17 protein-coding genes and 1 tRNA gene are annotated in these 18,914 nt (G+C 70.6%); 9 read left to right on the forward strand and 9 right to left on the reverse strand.

The window, feature by feature from the left end; genetic code table 11:
* Positions 1-23: 23 nt before the first annotated feature.
* From ABIE67_RS41070 to ABIE67_RS41095, 6 genes are all read left to right on the forward strand, one after another.
* Positions 24-812, forward strand: coding sequence for a PIG-L deacetylase family protein (locus ABIE67_RS41070; protein ID WP_370266653.1), 789 nt, complete (start codon positions 24-26; stop codon positions 810-812).
* On the forward strand, positions 809-1,519 hold the full coding sequence (locus ABIE67_RS41075; RefSeq protein WP_370266654.1) for a 4-carboxy-4-hydroxy-2-oxoadipate aldolase/oxaloacetate decarboxylase: 711 nt from the start codon (positions 809-811) through the stop codon (positions 1,517-1,519). The genes ABIE67_RS41070 and ABIE67_RS41075 overlap by 4 nt, the downstream gene beginning before the upstream one ends.
* The gene (locus ABIE67_RS41080) at positions 1,516-2,625 is read left to right on the forward strand and encodes a 4-oxalomesaconate tautomerase (RefSeq protein WP_370266655.1); all 1,110 of its coding nucleotides are present in this window, start codon (positions 1,516-1,518) and stop codon (positions 2,623-2,625) included. Before ABIE67_RS41075 ends, ABIE67_RS41080 begins: the two co-directional genes overlap by 4 nt.
* Positions 2,622-3,563 (forward strand): VOC family protein, encoded by a 942-nt coding sequence (locus ABIE67_RS41085; RefSeq protein WP_370266656.1) that lies wholly within the window; start codon positions 2,622-2,624, stop codon positions 3,561-3,563. The genes ABIE67_RS41080 and ABIE67_RS41085 overlap by 4 nt, the downstream gene beginning before the upstream one ends.
* A gap of 114 nt (positions 3,564-3,677) precedes the next feature.
* On the forward strand, positions 3,678-4,946 hold the full coding sequence (locus ABIE67_RS41090; RefSeq protein WP_370266657.1) for an MFS transporter: 1,269 nt from the start codon (positions 3,678-3,680) through the stop codon (positions 4,944-4,946).
* A 221-nt stretch (positions 4,947-5,167) separates the two neighbouring features.
* Positions 5,168-5,467, forward strand: a complete 300-nt coding sequence (locus ABIE67_RS41095; protein WP_370266658.1) for a hypothetical protein — start codon at positions 5,168-5,170, stop codon at positions 5,465-5,467.
* 79 nt (positions 5,468-5,546) lie between these two features.
* Here ABIE67_RS41095 and ABIE67_RS41100 read toward each other — a convergent pair whose 3' ends face one another.
* Positions 5,547-6,482, reverse strand: a complete 936-nt coding sequence (locus ABIE67_RS41100) for an alpha/beta hydrolase (RefSeq protein ID WP_370266659.1) — start codon at positions 6,480-6,482, stop codon at positions 5,547-5,549.
* A gap of 149 nt (positions 6,483-6,631) precedes the next feature.
* Here ABIE67_RS41100 and ABIE67_RS41105 point away from each other — a divergent pair.
* Positions 6,632-6,705: transfer RNA gene (locus ABIE67_RS41105), tRNA-Pro, on the forward strand.
* A 119-nt stretch (positions 6,706-6,824) separates the two neighbouring features.
* On the opposite strand, the gene ABIE67_RS41110 is transcribed toward ABIE67_RS41105, so the two are convergent.
* Positions 6,825-8,060: a PP2C family protein-serine/threonine phosphatase gene (locus tag ABIE67_RS41110; protein WP_370266660.1), complete on the reverse strand. Its 1,236-nt coding sequence runs from the start codon at positions 8,058-8,060 to the stop codon at positions 6,825-6,827.
* A gap of 237 nt (positions 8,061-8,297) precedes the next feature.
* Between ABIE67_RS41110 and ABIE67_RS41115 the strand changes: the two genes are divergently transcribed.
* Complete coding sequence (locus ABIE67_RS41115) at positions 8,298-9,086, forward strand: FHA domain-containing protein (RefSeq protein ID WP_370266661.1); 789 nt, start codon at positions 8,298-8,300, stop codon at positions 9,084-9,086.
* A gap of 28 nt (positions 9,087-9,114) precedes the next feature.
* Here the strand turns inward: ABIE67_RS41115 and ABIE67_RS41120 are convergent, their stop codons facing one another.
* Complete coding sequence (locus ABIE67_RS41120) at positions 9,115-11,067, reverse strand: serine/threonine-protein kinase (RefSeq protein ID WP_370266662.1); 1,953 nt, start codon at positions 11,065-11,067, stop codon at positions 9,115-9,117.
* Between the two features lie 243 nt (positions 11,068-11,310).
* Here ABIE67_RS41120 and ABIE67_RS41125 point away from each other — a divergent pair, with 243 nt between their 5' ends.
* Positions 11,311-12,093, forward strand: a complete 783-nt coding sequence (locus ABIE67_RS41125) for a polysaccharide lyase family 7 protein (RefSeq protein WP_370266663.1) — start codon at positions 11,311-11,313, stop codon at positions 12,091-12,093.
* 476 nt (positions 12,094-12,569) lie between these two features.
* Here ABIE67_RS41125 and ABIE67_RS41130 read toward each other — a convergent pair whose 3' ends face one another.
* The 6 genes from ABIE67_RS41130 to ABIE67_RS41155 form a co-directional block, all read right to left on the reverse strand.
* Entirely contained in the window at positions 12,570-13,508 is a 939-nt protein-coding gene (locus ABIE67_RS41130; protein WP_370266664.1) for an ABC transporter permease, read from the reverse strand.
* Positions 13,495-14,292, reverse strand: coding sequence for an ABC transporter ATP-binding protein (locus ABIE67_RS41135; RefSeq protein WP_370266665.1), 798 nt, complete (start codon positions 14,290-14,292; stop codon positions 13,495-13,497). Before ABIE67_RS41135 ends, ABIE67_RS41130 begins: the two co-directional genes overlap by 14 nt.
* Positions 14,293-14,332: 40 nt before the next feature.
* A complete protein-coding gene (locus ABIE67_RS41140; protein ID WP_370266666.1) occupies positions 14,333-15,439 on the reverse strand; it encodes an aliphatic sulfonate ABC transporter substrate-binding protein in 1,107 nt (368 codons plus the stop codon).
* Positions 15,440-15,590: 151 nt separating this feature from the next.
* Positions 15,591-15,692, reverse strand: coding sequence for a putative leader peptide (locus ABIE67_RS41145; protein WP_370266667.1), 102 nt, complete (start codon positions 15,690-15,692; stop codon positions 15,591-15,593).
* An 86-nt stretch (positions 15,693-15,778) separates the two neighbouring features.
* Positions 15,779-17,740 carry an FAD/NAD(P)-binding protein gene (locus tag ABIE67_RS41150; RefSeq protein ID WP_370266668.1) on the reverse strand — a complete coding sequence of 654 codons (1,962 nt, stop codon included), beginning with the start codon at positions 17,738-17,740 and terminating at the stop codon, positions 15,779-15,781.
* Positions 17,737-18,735 (reverse strand): amino acid ABC transporter permease, encoded by a 999-nt coding sequence (locus tag ABIE67_RS41155; RefSeq protein ID WP_370266669.1) that lies wholly within the window; start codon positions 18,733-18,735, stop codon positions 17,737-17,739. Before ABIE67_RS41155 ends, ABIE67_RS41150 begins: the two co-directional genes overlap by 4 nt.
* Positions 18,736-18,914: the final 179 nt, after the last annotated feature.

Consider the following 18,914-nt stretch of genomic DNA (forward strand, 5'->3'; position numbering starts at 1 on the left):
CTGTCACTCAAGGAGAACCTGCAATGACGCATGCCGATGCGCCCTCCCCCACGCTCGAACAACCTCGCGCGGGGGAACCCTCATCCCCGCCACGCTGCACCCTCGTCGTCACCGCGCACGCCGGGGACTTCGTGTGGCGGGCGGGCGGAGCGATCGCCCTGGCCGCCTCCCGGGGCGAGAAGGTCACCATCGCCTGCCTGACCTTCGGAGAGCGGGGCGAGTCCGTCATGGCCTGGCGCGAGGGCAGGAAGCTCGACGAGATCAAGGCGATACGCCGCGACGAGGCCGAGCGCGCCGCCGCCACCCTCGGCGCCGAGGTCCGCTTCTTCGACGCCGGTGACTACCCGCTCGTCGCCACCGCCGAGCTCACCGACCGGCTCGTCGCGGTCTATCGGGACACCCAGCCCGACGTCGTGCTCACCCACCCGACCGAGGACCCGTACAACGGCGACCACCCGGCCGCCAACCGCATGGCCCTGGAGGCCCGGGTCCTCGCCCAGGCCATCGGCTACCCGGGCGAGGGCGAGATCATCGGCGCCCCGCCGGTCTTCTACTTCGAGCCGCACCAGCCCGAGATGAGCGGCTTCAAGCCCGAGGTCCTGCTCGACATCACCGAGGTGTGGGAGACCAAGCGCAAGGCCATGGAGTGCCTCGGCGCCCAGCAGCACCTGTGGGACTACTACACCGACCTCGCCGTCCGCCGCGGCGTCCAGCTCAAGCGCAACGCCGGACCCAACCTGGGCCTGGCCCACAAGACCATGGCCGAGGCGTACATGCGCCCCTACCCGCAGATCGCGAAGGAGCTGGCATGAGCGGCGTGATCGTCACCAACCCGCCGAAGGCGGAGCTGAAGGACGTCGACGCGCTGGCCGGCTTCGGCGTGGCGACGGTGAGCGAGGCGATGGGGCGAACCGGCCTGCTGGGCCCCGGGATCCGTCCCGTCCAGCAGGGCGTACGGGTCGCGGGTACCGCCGTGACGGTGCTGAGCTGGCCCGGCGACAACCTCATGATCCACGCCGCCGTGGAGCAGTGCGGCGAGGGCGACATCCTCGTCGTCACCACCACCTCCCCGTCCACCGACGGCCTGTTCGGCGAGCTGTTCGCGACCGCCCTCCAGCAGCGCGGCGTGCGCGGCGTCGTCATCAACACCGGCATCCGTGACACCCAGGAGCTGCGCGACATGGGCTTCGCCGCCTGGTCCCGGGCGGTCAGCGCGCAGGGCACCGTCAAAGCCACCGGCGGCTCGGTGAACGTACCCGTCGCCATCGACGGCCAGGTCATCCGCCCCGGCGACGTGATCCTCGCCGACGACGACGGCGTGGTCGTCGTCCCCCGCGAACGGGCCCGCGAGACGGTCGGGAAGGCCGAGGCCCGCGAGGCCAAGGAGGCCGCCACGCGCGCCGCCTTCCTCGACGGGCAACTCGGCCTGGACCGCTACGGGTTGCGGGAGAAGCTCGTCCGGCTCGGCGTGACGTACACGTCCTACGACGAGTACGTCCGCGAGGAGGGCCGGCCGTGACCGGGCCCGTGGAGATCCGCTGCATGCTGATGCGCGGCGGCACCTCCAAGGGCGCCTACTTCCTGGCCGAGGACCTGCCCGCCGACCCCGCCGCCCGCGACGAGCTGTTGCTGCGGGTCATGGGCAGCCCGGACGAGCGGCAGATCGACGGCCTGGGCGGCGCCCACCCCCTCACCAGCAAGGTGGCCGTCGTGTCGCCCTCGACCGATCCGCGGGCCGACGTCGACTATCTCTTCCTCCAAGTCGCCGTCGAACAGTCGGAAGTGAGTGATCGTCAGAACTGCGGGAACATCCTCGCCGGCATCGGCCCGTTCGCCGTGGAGCGCGGGCTGGTCCCGGCGGGGGAGGAGGCGACCTCCGTACGGATCCGGATGGTCAACTCCGGCGACTTCGCCACGGCGACCTTCCCGACCCCGGGCGGCCGCGTCGACTACACCGGAGACGCCGAGATCTCGGGCGTGCCCGGCAGGGCAGCCCCGGTGGTGATCGAATTCCCGCCCGGTGCTGGGCAGTTGCTGCCCACCGGCAACGTCCGCGACATGATCGACGACATCCCGGTGACCTGTGTGGACAACGGCATGCCGACCGTCCTCGTCCAGGCCGCCGCCCTCAAGGTCACCGGCTACGAGTCGCCCAAGGGCCTGGAGGAGGACCTGGCGCTCGCCGACCGGATCCATGAACTCCGGCGGGCGGCGGGCCAGTTGATGGGACTCGGCGACGTCTCGGACGGCGCCGTCCCCAAGGTCACCCTCCTCGCCCCGCCCCGCCACGGCGGCGCGGTCACCACCCGCACCTTCATCCCGGTCCGCTGCCATACGTCCATCGGTGTGCTCGGGGCCGCCAGTGTCGCCGCCGGGCTGCGCGTCGAAGGCGGCGTCGGCGCCGACCTCGCGGAGCTGTCCGCCGACGGCGACCGCGTCCGCATCGAACACCCCACGGGATTCCTGGACATCGAGAGCGGCCTCGGCACCGACTCCGCAGGCCTTCCCACCGCCCGCCGCACCGCCGTCGTCCGTACGGCCCGCAAGATCTTCGACGGCACCGTCTTCCCCCGGTCCGCCGAGACGGCCCCACTCCCCGCGCCCACCCCCGGAGGCCCCCGATGACCCCGCCGCTCGGCGACATCGCCCACATCGGCCACGCCCAGCTGTTCACCCCGGACCTGGACGCCAGCGTCGCCTTCTTCACCGACTACCTGGGCCTCACCGTCAACGGTCAGGACGGTGGCACGGTCCATCTACGGACCTTCGACGACTACGAGCACCACAGCCTGACGCTGACCGCCCGCGAACAGCCCGGCCTCGGCCGGCTCGCCCTGCGCACCTCCAGCGAGGAGGCACTGCACCGCCGTATCGAGGCGGCCGGCGGCTCCGGCAAATGGGTCGAGGACGAGCCCGGCCTCGGCAAGCTGTACCTCACCACCGACCCGGACGGGCACGAGCACGCCCTGTACTGGGAGAGCGAGTACTACCAGTCACCGCATGGGCTCAAGCCCGCGCTCAAGAACCAGCCGCAGGCCAAGCCCAACCGGGGCGTCGGCGTACGACGGCTCGACCACATCAACTTCCTCGCCGCGGACGTGCTCGCCAACGCCGGGTTCCAGGAACAGGTGCTGGGCGCCCGGCCCACCGAGCAGATCCAGCTGGACTCCGGGAAGATCGCAGCCCGTTGGCTGACCTTCACCAACAAGTCGTACGACGTCGTCTACACCTCCGACTGGACCGGTTCCGCCGGCCGGCTGCACCACATCGCCTTCGCGACCGACACCCGCGAGGACATCCTGCGCGCCGCCGACCTCGCCATCGACAGCGGCGTGTTCATCGAGACGGGCCCGCACAAGCACGCCATCCAGCAGACGTTCTTCCTGTACGTCTACGAGCCCGGCGGCAACCGCATCGAGCTGTGCAACCCGCTCACCCGGCTGGTGCTGGCCCCCGACTGGCCGCTGATCACCTGGACCGAGGCCGAGCGGGCCAAGGGACAGGCATGGGGCCTGAAGACGATCGAGTCCTTCCACACGCACGGAACCCCGCCGGTCGCCTGAGAGGGCGCTTCTCCAGACGTCGCTGGATTGTCGCTGAGATTGTTGACAAAACTGTTGACTCTCTCGATCGGGCTCCTTAGCGTCTGGCGCACAACGCACGAGAGGAAAACAAGGATGTCCTCCTCCCCCTCCCCGACCGCTCGCGTCGGCAGACTGGCCGTACTCGCCGTCGGCCTGTGCTGGCTGGCCGTTCTCTTCGACGGCCTGGACATGTTCATCTACGGCTCGGTACTGCCCCACATGCTGGAGGAGGAGGCCCTCGGCCTCACCCCCGACCGGGCCGGTGACCTGGGCAGCTACGCCACCTTCGGCATGCTGGTCGGCGCCCTGACCGCGGGCACGGTCGCCGACCGGATCGGCCGCAAGAAGCTGATGGTCGCCTGCGTCGCGCTGTTCTCGCTGGCCTCCGGGCTGTGCGCGATGGCGGGCAGTGTCGGGGTGTTCGGTCTCGGCCGCACACTCGCCGGCGTCGGCCTCGGCGGTCTGCTGCCCACCGCGATCAGCATGGTCTCCGACTTCGCCCCGCGCGGCCGCGGCGCCCTCACCATCGGCATGCTGATGACCGCCCACCACGCGGGCGGCATCCTCTCCGCGTACGTCGCGCTGTGGGTCGTCGAACCCCTCGGCTGGCGGGCCGCGTTCTGGTTCTGCGCGCTGCCGCTGCTCTTCGTGCCGGTGCTCGCGAGGTTCCTGCCCGAGTCGCTGAGCTTCCTCGTCGCCAAGGGCCGCGGCGAGGAGGCCGCCACCGACCGCTGGAACTCCCTGGCCAACCTCTTCCGGGGCGGCGAATGGACCCAGACCCTCCTCTACTGGCTGGCCTCCTTCGGCGGACTGCTCCTCGTCTACGGAGTCGCCACCTGGCTGCCCACCCTGATGCGCGGCGAGGGCTACAACCTCGGCTCGGCGCTGACCTTCGTGGTCCTGTTCAACCTCGGCGGCATCGTCGGCATGCTGGTCGCCGGCCGCGCCTCCGACCGGTTCGGCGCCCCGCGGATCTCGGCGATCTGGTTCGCGCTGACCGCCGCCGGGGTCTTCCTGCTCAGCGTTCACATGCCGCTGGCGGTCACCTTCACGGTGGTGTTCCTGACCGGTGTGTTCCTCAACAGCGCGCAGACCATGATCTACGCGACCGTCTCGATCCGCTCCCGCCCGGAGAACCGCGCCACCGCCGTCGGCTGGACCTCCGGCATGGGCCGCTTCGGCGCCGTCTTCGGGCCGTGGCTGGGCGGCCAGTTGCTCGCCGCCAACAAGGGCGACTGGGGCTTCACGGCCTTCGCGCTCGCGGGACTGTCGTCCATGGTCTTCATCGGGATCGCCGCTCTGCGCGGCTCGAAGCGGACGGCCGGGAGCGACAGGGAGCAGGAGCTCATGGGCGCGCACTGACCGGCGCGCGCGCCGACCGGGGGCGAGGGCAGACGCCACTCACCGCAGCACCCGCGGTGAGTGGCGTCCGTCATATGTACGGACGAGCCATATGTACAGATGAACCGAACTGGGTTATACGACGGTCTCGCGTATTGTTGCGTCATATGCCCGTAGTGATGCAGGGCGGCTCTCGGGACGTCGGGGGCAGGTGAGTTGACAGTTGATGGGGGATCAGAAACGTGACGGCATTTCTCGCACTGGTGGCTGTCGTCGCGTTCATGGCCAAGGCAGGGCTGCCCTGGTGGGTCGTCGTGGCGGTGACCCTGCTGATGGCGGGGTTCGTCGCGGGGATGTCCTGGAGCCCTGGAAGGGGCGGCAGGACCACCTCGACGTCCGCCCCGGCGGTTCAGCCCGTCTGGGCCTCGGCCGACAGGAGTTCGACCGCCCGGCCCGTCTCGGTGAACGTGCGGGTCACCTGCCCGGAGGAGTACACCCCCGAGGTGCGCAGCGAGCCGGCGCCGATGGTGCGGAACAGCTGAGGGATCGGCGAAGGAATGTACGCGGGCCGGTAGAAGGAACGTACGCGGGCCGGTCGGGGGACGGTCGGCGACCCGGCGTTCAGGCGGCGCCCGTCGCCTCCCGTACATGCCGTGCGATCAGGGTGTAGACCTCGCGGGCCTTGGCGTCGTCCTGCCCGTCGTACCCGTGATCGGCCCCACGCACCTCATGGTGCTCGACGAGCGCCCCCACGCCCCGAAGCCGCTCGGCGTACCGCTCGCCCTCGGCCCGTAGCAGGTCGTACTCGGCGGTGACCAGCAGGGCCGGCGCGATGCCCTTCAGATCCGCGGTGTCCGAAGCGTGCGCCGGGGAGACGAGCCGGTCCAGACGCCGCCGCGCATCCGGGACATACGACGTGTCGAAGACGTCGGCCATCCAGGGGCGGAGCATGGGCTTGGGGATGGCGGCACGCTTGTCCCGGGAGTTGGTCGCCAGATCGAGCGGCGGATAGTGCAGCACCTGGAGCGCGATCGACGGCCCGCCCTCCTCGAGGGCCTGTCGCGCCACGGCCGCCGCGAGTCCGCCCCCGGCGCTCTGCCCGCCCACGGTGAGCCGCCCGCCGTCCCAGCCCTCCTCGGCGCCATGCTCCGCGACCCACCGGACGACCTCGTACGCCTGCCGGGGCGGCGCCGGGAACGGATGCTGCGGGGCGACGGCGTAGTCCACGTTGATCACGACCGCCCCCGCCTCGGCGGCGAGGAACCGGCACAGCGGGTCGTCCAGCTCGGTCAGCGTCATGACGTATCCGCCGCCGTGGAAGTTGATGTGCACCGGGGGAGCGGGCTCGCCGTTCGCCGGCAGATACACGGTGGCCCGGGCCGGGGCGACCGACGTCGGAATCGTCAACTCCCGCACCTTGCGCGGGAATTCGGGGAACCGGGCGTGCGAGGCGGTGGCGGAGCCCCGGCCGCTGGAACGCCGGTCCGCCATGACGGTCACACGTTGCATCGCCTTGGCGACGAAGGCGGCCACCGCGGGCCGGGCCAGGAAGGACATGGGGCTCCGTTCGATTTCACCCGGACTGCTTGAGTTAGGCAATCATAGGTGACGGCAATCATAGGTCAAGGGGTTGCACTGTCTGGGGCGGGGTGCGGATGCGGTAGGGTTGACCTGCGTGATCACGCGGTTCGCCGCGCGATACGCGCCGGGACGTGGCGCAGCTTGGTAGCGCACTTGACTGGGGGTCAAGGGGTCGCAGGTTCAAATCCTGTCGTCCCGACTGGAGTCTTCTCCGTAGTCGCAGGTGAGGGCCTTGGATCACTTGGGTGAGACGAGGCCCTCGATCGTTTCCAAGGCCCGGACACCAGCTGAGCATGTGGCCGGCTGCCCGTGAAACGGTCACAGGCGAACGACGACGAGGGCGATGTCGTCCCGGCTGCCGCCAGTGACGCCCAAGTGGAACAGCAGTGTGTCGGCGAGTTCTTCCACTGGCAGGGTGGTGCACTGAGCGAGAGCGTCAGTCAGCCGGGCCAGGCCCGTGTCGATGTCTTCGTCACGGCGTTCGATGAGCCCGTCGGTATAGAGCACGAGGGTGTCCCCCAGGGTGTAGGGCAGCCCGGCCTGAGGACGGGGGACATGGTCTGGCCGAGCACCCAGCGGCGGATCGGTTGCCTGGTCCAGCAGCTCACAGCTGCCGTCCAGATGAAGCAGTACCGGCGGCGGGTGGCCGGCGTTGCTGTAGATGATGAGTCGGCTGCGCGGATCGATGAGCACCTTTGCGACGGTCGTGGCGAGTGCGCCGTCGACCGCCCGCGCGTACAGGCCCAGTACCTCCAAGGCTTGCGCAGGGCTGGGAACGGCCCGGATGGCGGCGCTCAGAGCGCTGCGCAGCATGCCCATCACGGCGGCGGCCTGCAGGCCGTGGCCGACGACGTCCCCAATGGCGATCGAATAGCGGTCGGGCGGCAGGTCGACCACGTCGTACCAGTCGCCGCACACGTTGAGTGATCCAAGTGCAGGCAGGTAGCGCACAGCGATGTCCCGATGTCTGTCCAGGTCGGGCGAGCGAAGCATGACCTCCTGCAGTGTGAGGACGACTTCGCGTTCACGAGCGTGCGCCTGGCGCAGCTGCTCATTCAGCTGCTCGAGATCACGTGACCGGGCGTACACCTGGGCTGCGATCCCTGCCGTCTGCGTGCCCGGTGGCTGAGTGAACTCACCCATGCCCGGGGAACGCATGAACTCGGTGACGTCCTCGGCCCGCGCGATGATCCATTTCACCGTGCCGTCCGGCCACAGGACAGGGCTGGACATCCCTGACCACCACCGCTCCTCAAGCTCACCAGGTCGGTCGGCGACGGGAATGTCGAATCGCTGCGGAGCCACGGAATCGGGCTTCCTGGAGGCCAGAACGCGCTGCAGCGAGGCATCGAAATCACGCGCCACGTCCGGCGCGGCGGGCGTGTCCGGAAAGGCCTCCAGGACGTACCGCCCGACCAGCTCTTCGCGGGTCCTGCCGGTGGCCTGCAGGTAAGCCCGGTTGGCGTAGCGAATCACGAGGTCGGCGTCCAGCACCAGGTACGGGTTCGGCGCGGCGTCGAACAGCTCCTCGAAATCGATCTCCGCTGGCGTCACGCGCGTGCCTGCCGATCTTTACGAGCGCGACCGCTTTCATCTCCAACCTACGAGGTATCCGCCAGGTGCGCCCACCGGGACGACTACCAGCAAAGCCCTCGATCGTTTTCGGCTGACGCTTCAGGTGTGGGGCCCGAACCGGCGACTGCGGGGCTCCCGGGACCCCTCCCGAGGGCGCGGCCGCATCATGTGGGTACCGATCCGACGCGACAAGTCCACGCCCCGAGGAGACCAGCGATGACCCTCTCCGCCAGCCTCGCGCGTGGTGTCGCGCCCGCCATGCCCGGGACTCTGCACGCCCGGACGGTCACCGGCGAGCTCAGCGCGCCGCCCCGGCCGGGGCTGACGGTCCGCTTCGGGCGCGGTGAGAAGCCGGACGTGGATCTGGGGGTCGGCGTGGACGACCTGCGGGTGAGCCGGCGGCACGGCGAGCTGACGTACCGTCAGGGGCTGTGGTGGCTGCGCAACACCGGGCAGCAGCTCGTCCGGCTGCCCCGCGGCCAGATGATGCACCTCACCACCGAGCCGATCCCCCTCACCACCGGGTACACCCCGCTGTTCGTGAAGGGCTCCGGCTACCGCGAGCACCTGGTGGAGCTGTATGTGGCGGGCCACGACGACCAGGGACCGTTGTCGCGGCGACGCGCCGAGACCGTCCGGCCGGAGACCTGGGCGCTCAACGACGACGAACGGCTGCTGCTGGTCGTCCTGGGCCAGCGGTATCTGCTGTACGAGGAGGACCCGCGCCCCTTGTCGTACGCCACGGCCGCGAAGCAGCTCGGCTACCTCCGCCCGGACGCCAACTGGACCGAGCGCAGGATCGAGCACCGGATCGAGGCCGTACGCCACCGTCTGGACCGCACCGGCTTCCGGTACCCGCTGATGCACGACAAGTCGCAGGGCCGCCCCGGAGACAACAGCCTGCTGCACAATCTGATCAAGGGCTTGGTGGAGTCGACGACGCTGGTGCCGCCGGACCTCGACCTGATGGAGGACGACGCGGCCTGGCCCGACTCCGCGTCCTGAGCACGGCAGCCGGGACGCCGTACGGTCCTTACCCGCGCAGTTCGGCTGCGGCGGAGGCCGCCAGCTTCCTGGCCATCCCGCAGAGCTCGTCCGTGGGCCGTTGCCCGCCGACCTCCAGGCGCACCATCTCGGCGGCGGTCTCGGCGTCCTGGCCGCTGTACCTGCGGTACTCGACGAAGGCCGTACAGGTGTCGCCGTCGTCGCCCTCCTCGACGACGGTGCGGTGTCCGCTGAGGCTGAGGGCCGTGCCCCCCTCCGCCGACTTGGGCTGATCCCGGAAGAAGCTCACCTCCGCGTCCAGCTCGTCGACGTCGCTCGACCACTCGCAGCTCCAGTTCGCGATGCCGATGTCCGGGACGTCGGCCTGGAGCCCCGGAATCACGGACAGCGCCTTGGCGTCGAGCAGCCCGCAGGCGTTCTGCCAGGCCAGCGAGGCGCGCGGGTAGGGCGGCGAACGACGCGGGAGCGGGCCCCGGCCGAGGACCTCGGCCGCGCCCCGGGCTGCCTTGTCGGCGACCGTGCACAGGGTCGCGTTGCCGCCGACCACGGAGCCCCTGCCCATGTTGACGCGGACCCCGACGAGGGTGTCGCCGCTGTCGCCGTCGGCCGTCAGCAGCAGCTTGCACTCCTCGCTCTCCGCCTGTTCCTCACGGATGCCGATCCTCCCGACGGTGCTGGAGGGCTTCGACCCCTCGGGCGGCGAGCCCCGGCGGAGACCGACCGACACGTCGATCCGGGTCTTGTCGTCGACACCCACGAGCACGTCGCAGCGGTCGAAGTTGCCGTAGTCCACGTCCACGCGGACCTCCCCGTCGCCGAACTGCTCGAACGCGGCGGGGACGGCCAGGGCGCACACGTCGGCCGTGTGCGGATCACCGATCAGGGCCCGGGTTTCGCCGTCCGAGGCGTCCTCGTCGAGCCGGCTCCGGCTGTGGCTCTGGCCGGGCTGCGGAGCGGCCTTTCCGTCGTCGCCGTGGTCCGGCAGGACGACAAGTCCCAGGGCCAGTAAGGCGCTGATGCTCAGAGCCGCCGCGATCAGTGGCCGGGGCCGCCGGCGTCGCCCGCTGACAGGGCTGGTGGTGGCGGGGTCCGGAGAGGGCGTCGGCCCGGACCCGGCCACCTCCTCCAGGAGCCGTTTGACCTCGCCGGCCTCGGGGCGTTGCCGGGGATCGCGGCGCAGCATGGAGGTGAGTACGGGGTACAGCGGTCCCACGGCGGCGGCGTCCAGCTCGACGACGCCCTGCTCGGCCTTCCAGTACCGCAGGCGCTCGGCCTCCTTGCCCTCGCTTCCCGTCCCGGCCGGGGCGGCGTCCGCGTCCTCCGCGGGGGTGCCACCGCGCGGTGGGCCGCCGGTGACCAGGGCATAGAGGGTGGCCGCCAGGCAGAACACGTCGGAGGCGGGCCGCGGGACGTTGCCCCGGGCCAGCTCGGGGGCGGCGTAGTCGGGGGTGAAGCTGAACGGGCCGTTGACGGTGATGGTCTCGGTGCCGCCGACCCGGTAAGCGGCGCCGAAGTCCAGTAACTTCGCTGTCCCGCGCCGGGTGAGGCCGATGTTGGCGGGCTTGACGTCGCAGTGGACGATGCCCGCTTCGTGCAGGGCGGCCAGCGCGTCGGCGAGCTGGGCCCCGATACGGGCCGCCCGTGCGGGGGAGACCGTCGGCTGCCGGTCCAGGCCGCCGCCGGGGACGTACTCCATGACGAACCAGTACGTGATCCGGCCGTCGCTGTCGCTGTCCTGGGGCACGGTCACGACGTCGAACAGGGTCACGACATGCGGGTGGTCGCGGAACTTGGCCATGGCACGCGGTTCGCCCAGCAGCCGTCGCACCGCGGTCTCGCTCTCGGCCTCCGTCCGCTCGGGTTTGAGCGCGACGTCCTGGCCCACCACCGTGTCGTGGGCCAGCCACACGTCGCCGCCCCGGCCCGCGCCGATGACCTCCTTGAGGACATAGCGGTCGGCGAACTCGTCCCCGGAACGCACGGATCTTCCCCCTCGGTCGAATCCCGAACGCACACGGCCCAGGACCGCACGCGTGGATCGAACCTACTGCGTGCGTCAGACCGTACGCAGGGTCTACCCAGAGCCTTCATCAGTCGCACGCATGCGCAGGTGTCGCCCATGTGCAGATGCGGTGAGACCGCCGGTTCCGGGAGGGGTCCCGTCGACCGCGCGTACGGTACGCGCCGCACCGACCGCACATCTCCGACAGGAAGGCGACCCTCCATGCCAAGCACCCGGACCATCGTGCTGGCCGGCCTCACCGCGGCTGTCTCGACCGCCACGCTCACCCTGTCCGCCCACGCCGGTGCGCAGGCCCCGTACGCGCGGGCGGCCGACCGGTGTGCGCACCCCTCCGACGTCCTCGACCTGACGGACTGGAAGCTGACGCTGCCCACCGGCGAGGACGAGGATCCCACCGAGATCACCCAGCCCGAGCTGGCGACCTTCTCCGCCGACCCCTGGTTCCGGGCGGAGGCCGGCTGTGACGCGGTGAGATTCCGGGCCGCCGTCAACGGCGTGACGACCGGCGGTTCCAGCTATCCGCGTGCCGAACTGCGGGAGATGACCGACGGCGGCGAGGACGAGGCCGCCTGGTCCACCACGGAAGGCACCCACACCCTGGTGGTGAGGGAGGCGTTCACGGCCCTGCCCGAGGAAAGGCCGTACCTGGTCGGCGCGCAGGTGCACGGCGGGGACGACGACGTCACCGTCTTCCGCCTCGAAGGCAGCAGCCTCTACATCACCGACGGCGACGACCGGCACGCCCACCTCGTCACCGACGACTACGAGCTCGGCACCGAGTTCGAGGCCAGGTTCGTGGCCGGGGACGGGGAGATCGACGCGTACTACAACGGCCGGCTGGAGACCACGATCTCCCACGCCGGCGACACCAACTACTTCAAGGCGGGCGCCTACACGCAGGCCAACTGCGACAACTCCGAGCCGTGCGCCGACGACAACCACGGCGAGGTCCGCATCTCCCGCATCAAGGTCACCCACACCTGAGCGGCGGACCGCTCCCGGGAGGGGTCCCGGGAGACGCGTGGGACCGCGGGCTCGGGGAGGGCGCCTTCGCCGAGGGGTACCGGGTCCGCCACCACATCCTCGGCCGGCAGGCGCTGAAGCTCTTCAAGCACGTGGCAGCCTGGAGCGGCTGGTCGCCTCCCACTCCGGCGCGGTATCCGCACAGGCGGACGCCGCGATCCTGGAGGGCCGCACGCATGACTGGCGGAATCAACTGGCGGCCGGACAGGAGTAGTTGACGGTGACCACATCCCGAATGCCGTCGGGTGTACGGTCCGGCCGGATCCTGTCCGCCGACACGGACGACACGGACGGCATGGAGACAGTCGGCACGGAGGCGGCCGGCACAGACTGACGGCATGGAGGCGGACGGCACAGGACCGGCCGATACGGTGCCGGGGGCCGACGCGCTCCGGGTCGTGCTGCTCGTCTCGCGGGGGCGGGCGGTCACCCCTCGCTCAGCGGGTGACCAGCAGTCCCCGCCCCCGCAGGACCTTCCGCTCCAGCGGGCTGAAGATCAGCAGGTCGATGGCGATGCCGACGATGAGAATCAGGAAGATGGCCAGGAACACCTGGGACATGCTGCTGTTGGTGCGGCCGTGCTCCAGCAACTGGCCCAGGCCGATGCCGAGATCGGGTGAGGTGGCGATGATCTCGGCGGCCATCAGGGAGCGCCAGGAGAAGGCCCAGCCCTGCTTCAGGCCCGCCAGATATCCGGGCAGCGCGGCCGGCATCACGATGTGCCGGGCCTCGCGCAGGCCGGTCGCGCCCATGGTCCGCCCGGCGCGCAGGAACAACGGGGGGATCTGGTCGATGCCCGCGACGAGGCCGTTGGCGATGGAGGGGACCGCGCCGAGCAGGATCACGGCGTACATCATCGAGTCGTTGAGGCCCAGCCAGAGCACGGCGGGCGGGACCCAGGCGACCGACGGCAGCGACTGCAGACCGGACAGGATGGGGCCGATGGCCGCCCGGACGAACCGGACCCGGGCGACCAGCAGACCGAGCGGCGTACCGATGGCGAGCGCGATGAGGAAGCCCATCAGACCGCGTGAGACGGATGTCCAGATGTAGTCGAGGAGCGTGCCCTGGAGCCAGGACTCGCGCAGCTCGCCCCACACCTCGGACGGCGAGGGCAGCTTGTAGTCGGGCGCGACCTCGGCCCACACCAGCAGCTGCCAGACCACCAGCACCAGCGCGATCGCGGTGACCGGCGGCAGCACCTTGCGGATCAGGGTCTCGCGCAGGGACGTCCGGCGGACCTGCACCGAGTCCAGGGCGTCGAGCCCGGCCTCCAGCCCCGCCAGATCGTTCGGGTCCTGGGGCGCCCCGGCCGCCGCGGAGCCGTTCTTCGTGGCGTCGACCTCGATGGCGACGCCGTTGTCAGTGCTGGCCATGGCGGCGGATCTCCCCACGCAGTTCTTCGGTGATCTCGACGGACAGCTCGGCGACCGCGGTGTCCTCGATGCGGCGCGGATGCGGGATGCCGACCGTCCATTCCCGGGCGATGAGGCCCGGCCGGGAGGACAGCAGGACGACGCGCTGGGCCAGCCGGACCGCCTCGCGCACGTTGTGCGTGACGAACAGGACGGACAACTGCGTCTCGCGCCAGATACGGGTCAGCTCGTCGTGCAGCACGTCCCGCGTGATCGCGTCCAGCGCGGCGAACGGCTCGTCCATCAGCAGCAGCCGGCTGTCCTGTGCCAGGGCACGGGCCAGGGCGACGCGTTGCCGCATACCGCCCGACAGTTCGTGCACCCGCTTGCCGTACGCCCCCTGGAGTCGTACGAGTTCGAGCAGCCGTTCCGCCTCCGGCCGGCGCTCGGCCTTGGCGACCCCGCGCAGCTTCAGCGCGAGCTCGATGTTCTTGCCCGCGGTCAGCCACGGGAACAGGGCGTGCTCCTGGAACATCAGGGCGGGTCGGCCGTCCGTGCCGATCGAGCCGGCGGACGGCCGGTCCAGCCCCGCGACCAGGTTGAGCAGGGTGGACTTGCCGCAGCCGGAGGCCCCCAGGAGGGTGACGAACTCGCCGGGTGCGACATCGAGGGTGATGTCGTCCAGGACGAGCTGCTGCCCGGCGGGGCCGGCGAAGGACTTCGAGACATGCTCGATCCGGGCGGCATAGGGCACCGCCGTGGCGTCCTCGGCGACCTTGTCGGTCGTGGCCGTCGCAGTGGCCATGGTCGTCACCTCCTGGGAACTCGTCGGGTGCGGTGGGGTGTTACTTGACGCCGAGACCGGCGTCGTCGACCTCGTCCTTGCCCTCGGCCTTGAGGACCTTGTTGAGCGGCGCGAGGTCGTAGATGCCCTTGAGGTCCGGCTTCTCCAGCAGGCCGGCCTGCACCGCGTGCTTCGCCTCGGTGTCGAGGGTGGCGGCCAGCGGGTCGTCCAGGAAGGTGATCGACTTCCAGGCCGGGTCGATGACATCGGCGGGCAGGGCCTTGCCGGAGAGCTGCTCCAGGGCCTTGTTCGCGGAGGCCTTGGCCCTGTCCGGGTTGGCGTTGATCCACTCGTTGGTCTTCACCGAACCGCGCAGCACGGCTTCGACGACGTCAGGGTGCTTCTTCAGGAAGTCCTGGCGCACGATGATGTTCGTGATCACGAACTTCTTGCCGGGCCACAGGTCGGCCTCGTCGAGGAGCACCTTGGCGCCCTCCGAGACCAGCTTGGACGCGGTCGGCTCCGGCACCCACGCGCCGTCGATCGAACCGGACTTGTAGGCGTCCGGGGTGATCTTGTTGTCGGTGCGGACGACCGAGACATCGCCCTTGCCGCTCTCCGCGTCGACCTTCCAGCCCTGTTCGGAGATCCAGTTGAGCAGTGCCACGTCCTGGGTGTTGCCGAGCTGCGGCGTGGCGATCTTCTTGCCCTTGACGTCCTTCAGGGACTTGATCTTCTCGGGGTCGACGACGAGCTTCACACCGCCGGAGGCCGAACCGGAGATGATCCGTAGGTTCGTGCCGTCCGCCTTGGTGTAGCCGTTGATGGCGGGGGAGGGGCCGATCCAGCCGATGTCGATGGACTCGGAGTTCAGCGCCTCGATCTCCGACGGACCCGCGTTGAACGTCGACGCCTTGATCGTGGTGCCGCCGAGCTCCTTCTGGAGCAGGCCCTCCTGGACGCCCACCAGAGCGGTGGCGTGCGTGAGGTTGGGGAAGTAGCCGATCTTCACTTCGTCGACGGAGAGCTTCTTGGCGTCCGCCGCGACCTTGGCCTGCTTGCCGTCGTCGGTGGACTCGGCGCCATAGCCGCAGGCGGTCAGCAGCAGGGGGAGCGCCGCGATGACGGCGAAGGTGCGCAGGGTGGAGAGCGGTCTTGCGGCAGACACGGAGGTGTCCTCTCAGGGATGAGTGATCAGGAACGTACGGCGACGCGGGCGTGGAGCCCGTGGTGCGCACCGGCACACCACTCGCCCGCCCCCGGGCGGGGGCGGCGGGAAGTACTGGGTGTTCGCGGTGCGGGCGGGTACTGCGGCGTTCTCAGACGGGCCGACAGATGGCGCTGGACGTACGCCCGAAGTCGATGTGGCGACGCGAGGTCAGCAGAGGCAGCAACTGGTCTGTGTGGCTACGCGTGCTCATGGCGATCCCACCCCCACAGATTCCTAGTTTTCCTACCTGGTTGATGGGGATCGTGGCAGAAGCGGGCGCCGACCCCAAGGGGTTGTTCACATGGTGGACGCGACCATCTCGTCCTTTGAGAACGGTGAGCTCAAGGCGGACAGAAGCGCACGCGCAACCGCATCGTTCTGGCGGAAAGCGGGCGCATTGGTGCGAGGTCGGGCGAACGCGGCGACGGCCCGGCTGTTGGTGGGAGCGCCGAGGGCGATGCGGCGGGGATGCGTGCCGCCCAGGGACGGGTCGACGACGTGGCCGTCCGTGGGGGAGACGGCGAGCAGACCGGAGCGGTGGGTGTGGTGGGGGTCGCTGATGATCTCCTCGGTGAGGGCGCCGGCCCGGTGCAGGTCGCGCAGGAGGGGGTCCTCGGTGCGATCGAGGGAGGCCCGGGGCAGATACGCCTCGATCAGTGCCGTGGCGTGGACGGTGTGGCCGGGCACGGTGGGGCTGGTCGCGGTGAAGGTGCCGGTGCTTTCGTCGGTGCCGATCCGGATGTCCGCACCGGCGAAGTGGACGATCCCGGCCCGGGACAGGGCCAGGAGCTGACGCAGCCGGAAGCCGGGCGGCCCGGAGGCCAGAAAGCTGAAGAAGCCCTGCCACCAGCCGTCCAGCTGCTCGGCGACGGACCGTGCGGTCAGCCGTCCGGCGGCGACCAGACGGGGCAGCTGCCCGTAGAGGGAGAGCAGCGCGAGGAACGCCCCGAGGTCGGCGCTGAACTCCGGGTCCTCGCGGCGGGTGACGTCCCGGTCGATGTGGTCGCGCAGATATTCCTGGAAGGCGTCCGAGGTGGGGAAGGCGAGGCCGTCCAAGGGGCGGTCCAGGGCCTCGAAGTCCAGCCGGTCCGCCGGGTCCGGTACGGCCGTGGCGACGAGGGCGGCCATCTCCTCGCCGTACCAGTCCGGACGGTCGTACGCGGCGACGAAGTCGGGCCAGGGGAGGGCGGTGCGCTCGGGATGGGCATGGAAGAGCTCGTGGTAGTGACCGAAGCCGATCTCCTTGGCCATCAGCGGCCACACCTCGCGCCGCAGATCCAGTGGGCGGTCCTCGGCGAGCAGCGCGTCGACGGCCCCGGGGCCGAAGTACCGGGGCAGCGGTGGCCGTGGGCCCTGGAGCTGGTAGCGGGTCTTGGAGTGGTACGGCACTCCCCGCCGTGACCCGACGTGCAGGACGGGCTCGCGGCCGGACGGGAGGTAGGTGAGGGTGCCGTCGCGCTCGGTGCGGAAAGCGCCGCCGCGGCCCTCGGTGAGCAGGGACATCAGGTCGACGAAGGCGAGCCCGAAGCCGCGCAGGATGACGTGTTCGCCGGGTCGCAGCGCGGACAGGTCGGCGTCGGCGGAGAACTCCGGCGGGAGGTGGAAGCGGCCGTGACGGCGGGCGAACGCGGCGTGGTCGCGGTGCGCGGTGACGGGTGTGGAGCCGATGTGTCCCTGGGCGAGGACCACCAGGTCGGCGGCGAGTGGGGTGGCGCGGTCGGCCAGGCGCACGTGCTGCGGGCCGTCCGGGGGGCCGGTGACGGCGGTCGCGGTGGTGCGGTGCCACTCGACCGTGACCGTGGGCGGCAGCTCGGCCAGCGCCCTGCGGAACACCCATTCCAGGTAGGCGCTCTGGGCGCGGCGGGTGGGGAAGTCGCTCCCGGCCAGCGAGCGCAGCTCGGTCAGCACCTCCGGGTCGGCCGGTTCGGTGTACGGGGCGTGGCGCGGGCCCGCGCGGGAGAACTGGGCGGCCCACTCGGCGAGCGAGGGACCCGGCCGTACCGGGCCCTCGATGGTGGACGACTCGTCCGTGAACATCGTGACGTCCTCGGCCATGCTGTTCATCCGCAGCAGTCCGGACTGCTCGTGCCGCCAGACCCGCCCCGGCCCCGGCGGGTGCGGGTCCACCAGATGAATGCGCAACTCCCGCTTCCCGTCCCACAGTTCGGGCGCGTTGGCGGCGATGCGCTCCAGCAGCCCCGTGGCCCGCGGCCCCGCGCCGACGACGACCAGGACGGCGGGGGCGGAGCTGCCGTTCACCGGTCACCGCCGATCGCCGGGTGGGCGTCGGGGGCCGTCACCGCGCTCAGCCGCAGGCGTACGGCGGTCACGTGGCCGCGCAGCCGCTGGAGCGGAGTGGGCGGCAGAGCGCGGGAGTCGCCGCGGGCGTAGTACCGCTCGACGTAGAACTGGCCCGCGCTCAGCACCGTGGTCACCGCGATGTACCACAGCGTGGCCACCATCAGCAGCGGGATGACCTGGTAGGTCTGGTTGTAGATCAGCTGCACCGAATACAGCAGGTCGTGCACGGCCAGCACGCTGACGATGCTGGTGCCCTTGAGGGTGCCGATCAGCATGTTCCCGGCGGTCGGCACGATGGAGCGCATCGCCTGCGGGACGACGATCCGGCGCAGGGCACGGCGTCTGCTCAGACCGAGCGCCTGGGCGGCCTCGGCCTGTCCGGCGTCCACGGAGAGGATGCCGCCGCGCACGACCTCGGCGGCGTAGGCGGTCTCGTGCAGGGTCAGCCCGATGACGGCGGTGAGGGTCGGACCGAACAGGTTGACCGTCCTGACGGTGACGAACTCCGGCCCGAACGGGATCCCGAGGCCGAGCGTCGGGTACAGGGCGCCGATGTTGAACCAGAACAGCAACTGCACCAGCAGCGGCGTGGACCGGAAGATCCACACATAGCCCCAACTCAGCGTGCGCAGCACGGGGTTGGCGGAGAGCCGCATCACCGCGAGCACGGTGCCGAGCAGAAAGCCGAGCACCATCACCACCGCGGTCAGCCACAGGGAGAGCAGCAGTCCGTCGAGCACGGCGGAGGTGGTGAAGTACCGGCCCACCACGGCCCACTGGAACGCCTCGTTGCGGACCACGGAGTTGAGCACCATCGCGAAGAGCAGCAGAGCGAAGGCGGCGGTCAGCCACCGGCCGGCGTGCCGGCGCGGCACGATCCGGGGCGGGTCGACGCCGACCGGCGGGGGACTTTTCGTTGCGGGACCGGACGTGAGATCGGGCGACGTGACCATGGGGAGGCGCTCCGGGGGAGGGGAGGCGGGCGTGGGTGACCCCGGTGGCACTCGGTGCGGCCGGGGCTCGGTGTCGTCACGCTCGCCGCGTCCCTCAACGCGGCCGGAGAGGCTGCCGCGCAACGCGGAGCCGATCCGCCGTCGATCGTATGTGCCCATGCCATCGATGTGTCAACAGC

It is taken from the genome of Streptomyces sp. V4I8, assembly GCF_041261225.1.
Classification (GTDB): Bacteria; Actinomycetota; Actinomycetes; order Streptomycetales; family Streptomycetaceae; genus Streptomyces.

Bases quoted from the DNA above. Each gene is read 5' to 3' on its own strand.
- ABIE67_RS41090 (WP_370266657.1), top strand. From the start codon at position 3,678: ATGTCCTCCTCCCCCTCCCCGACCGCTCGCGTCGGCAGACTGGCCGTA.
- ABIE67_RS41130 (WP_370266664.1), bottom strand. From the start codon at position 13,508: ATGGCCAGCACTGACAACGGCGTCGCCATCGAGGTCGACGCCACGAAG.
- ABIE67_RS41145 (WP_370266667.1), bottom strand. From the start codon at position 15,692: ATGAGCACGCGTAGCCACACAGACCAGTTGCTGCCTCTGCTGACCTCG.
- ABIE67_RS41155 (WP_370266669.1), bottom strand. From the start codon at position 18,735: ATGGTCACGTCGCCCGATCTCACGTCCGGTCCCGCAACGAAAAGTCCC.
- ABIE67_RS41075 (WP_370266654.1), top strand. From the start codon at position 809: ATGAGCGGCGTGATCGTCACCAACCCGCCGAAGGCGGAGCTGAAGGAC.
- ABIE67_RS41135 (WP_370266665.1), bottom strand. From the start codon at position 14,292: ATGGCCACTGCGACGGCCACGACCGACAAGGTCGCCGAGGACGCCACG.
- ABIE67_RS41115 (WP_370266661.1), top strand. From the start codon at position 8,298: ATGACCCTCTCCGCCAGCCTCGCGCGTGGTGTCGCGCCCGCCATGCCC.
- ABIE67_RS41085 (WP_370266656.1), top strand. From the start codon at position 2,622: ATGACCCCGCCGCTCGGCGACATCGCCCACATCGGCCACGCCCAGCTG.
- ABIE67_RS41125 (WP_370266663.1), top strand. From the start codon at position 11,311: ATGCCAAGCACCCGGACCATCGTGCTGGCCGGCCTCACCGCGGCTGTC.
- ABIE67_RS41070 (WP_370266653.1), top strand. From the start codon at position 24: ATGACGCATGCCGATGCGCCCTCCCCCACGCTCGAACAACCTCGCGCG.
- ABIE67_RS41100 (WP_370266659.1), bottom strand. From the start codon at position 6,482: ATGTCCTTCCTGGCCCGGCCCGCGGTGGCCGCCTTCGTCGCCAAGGCG.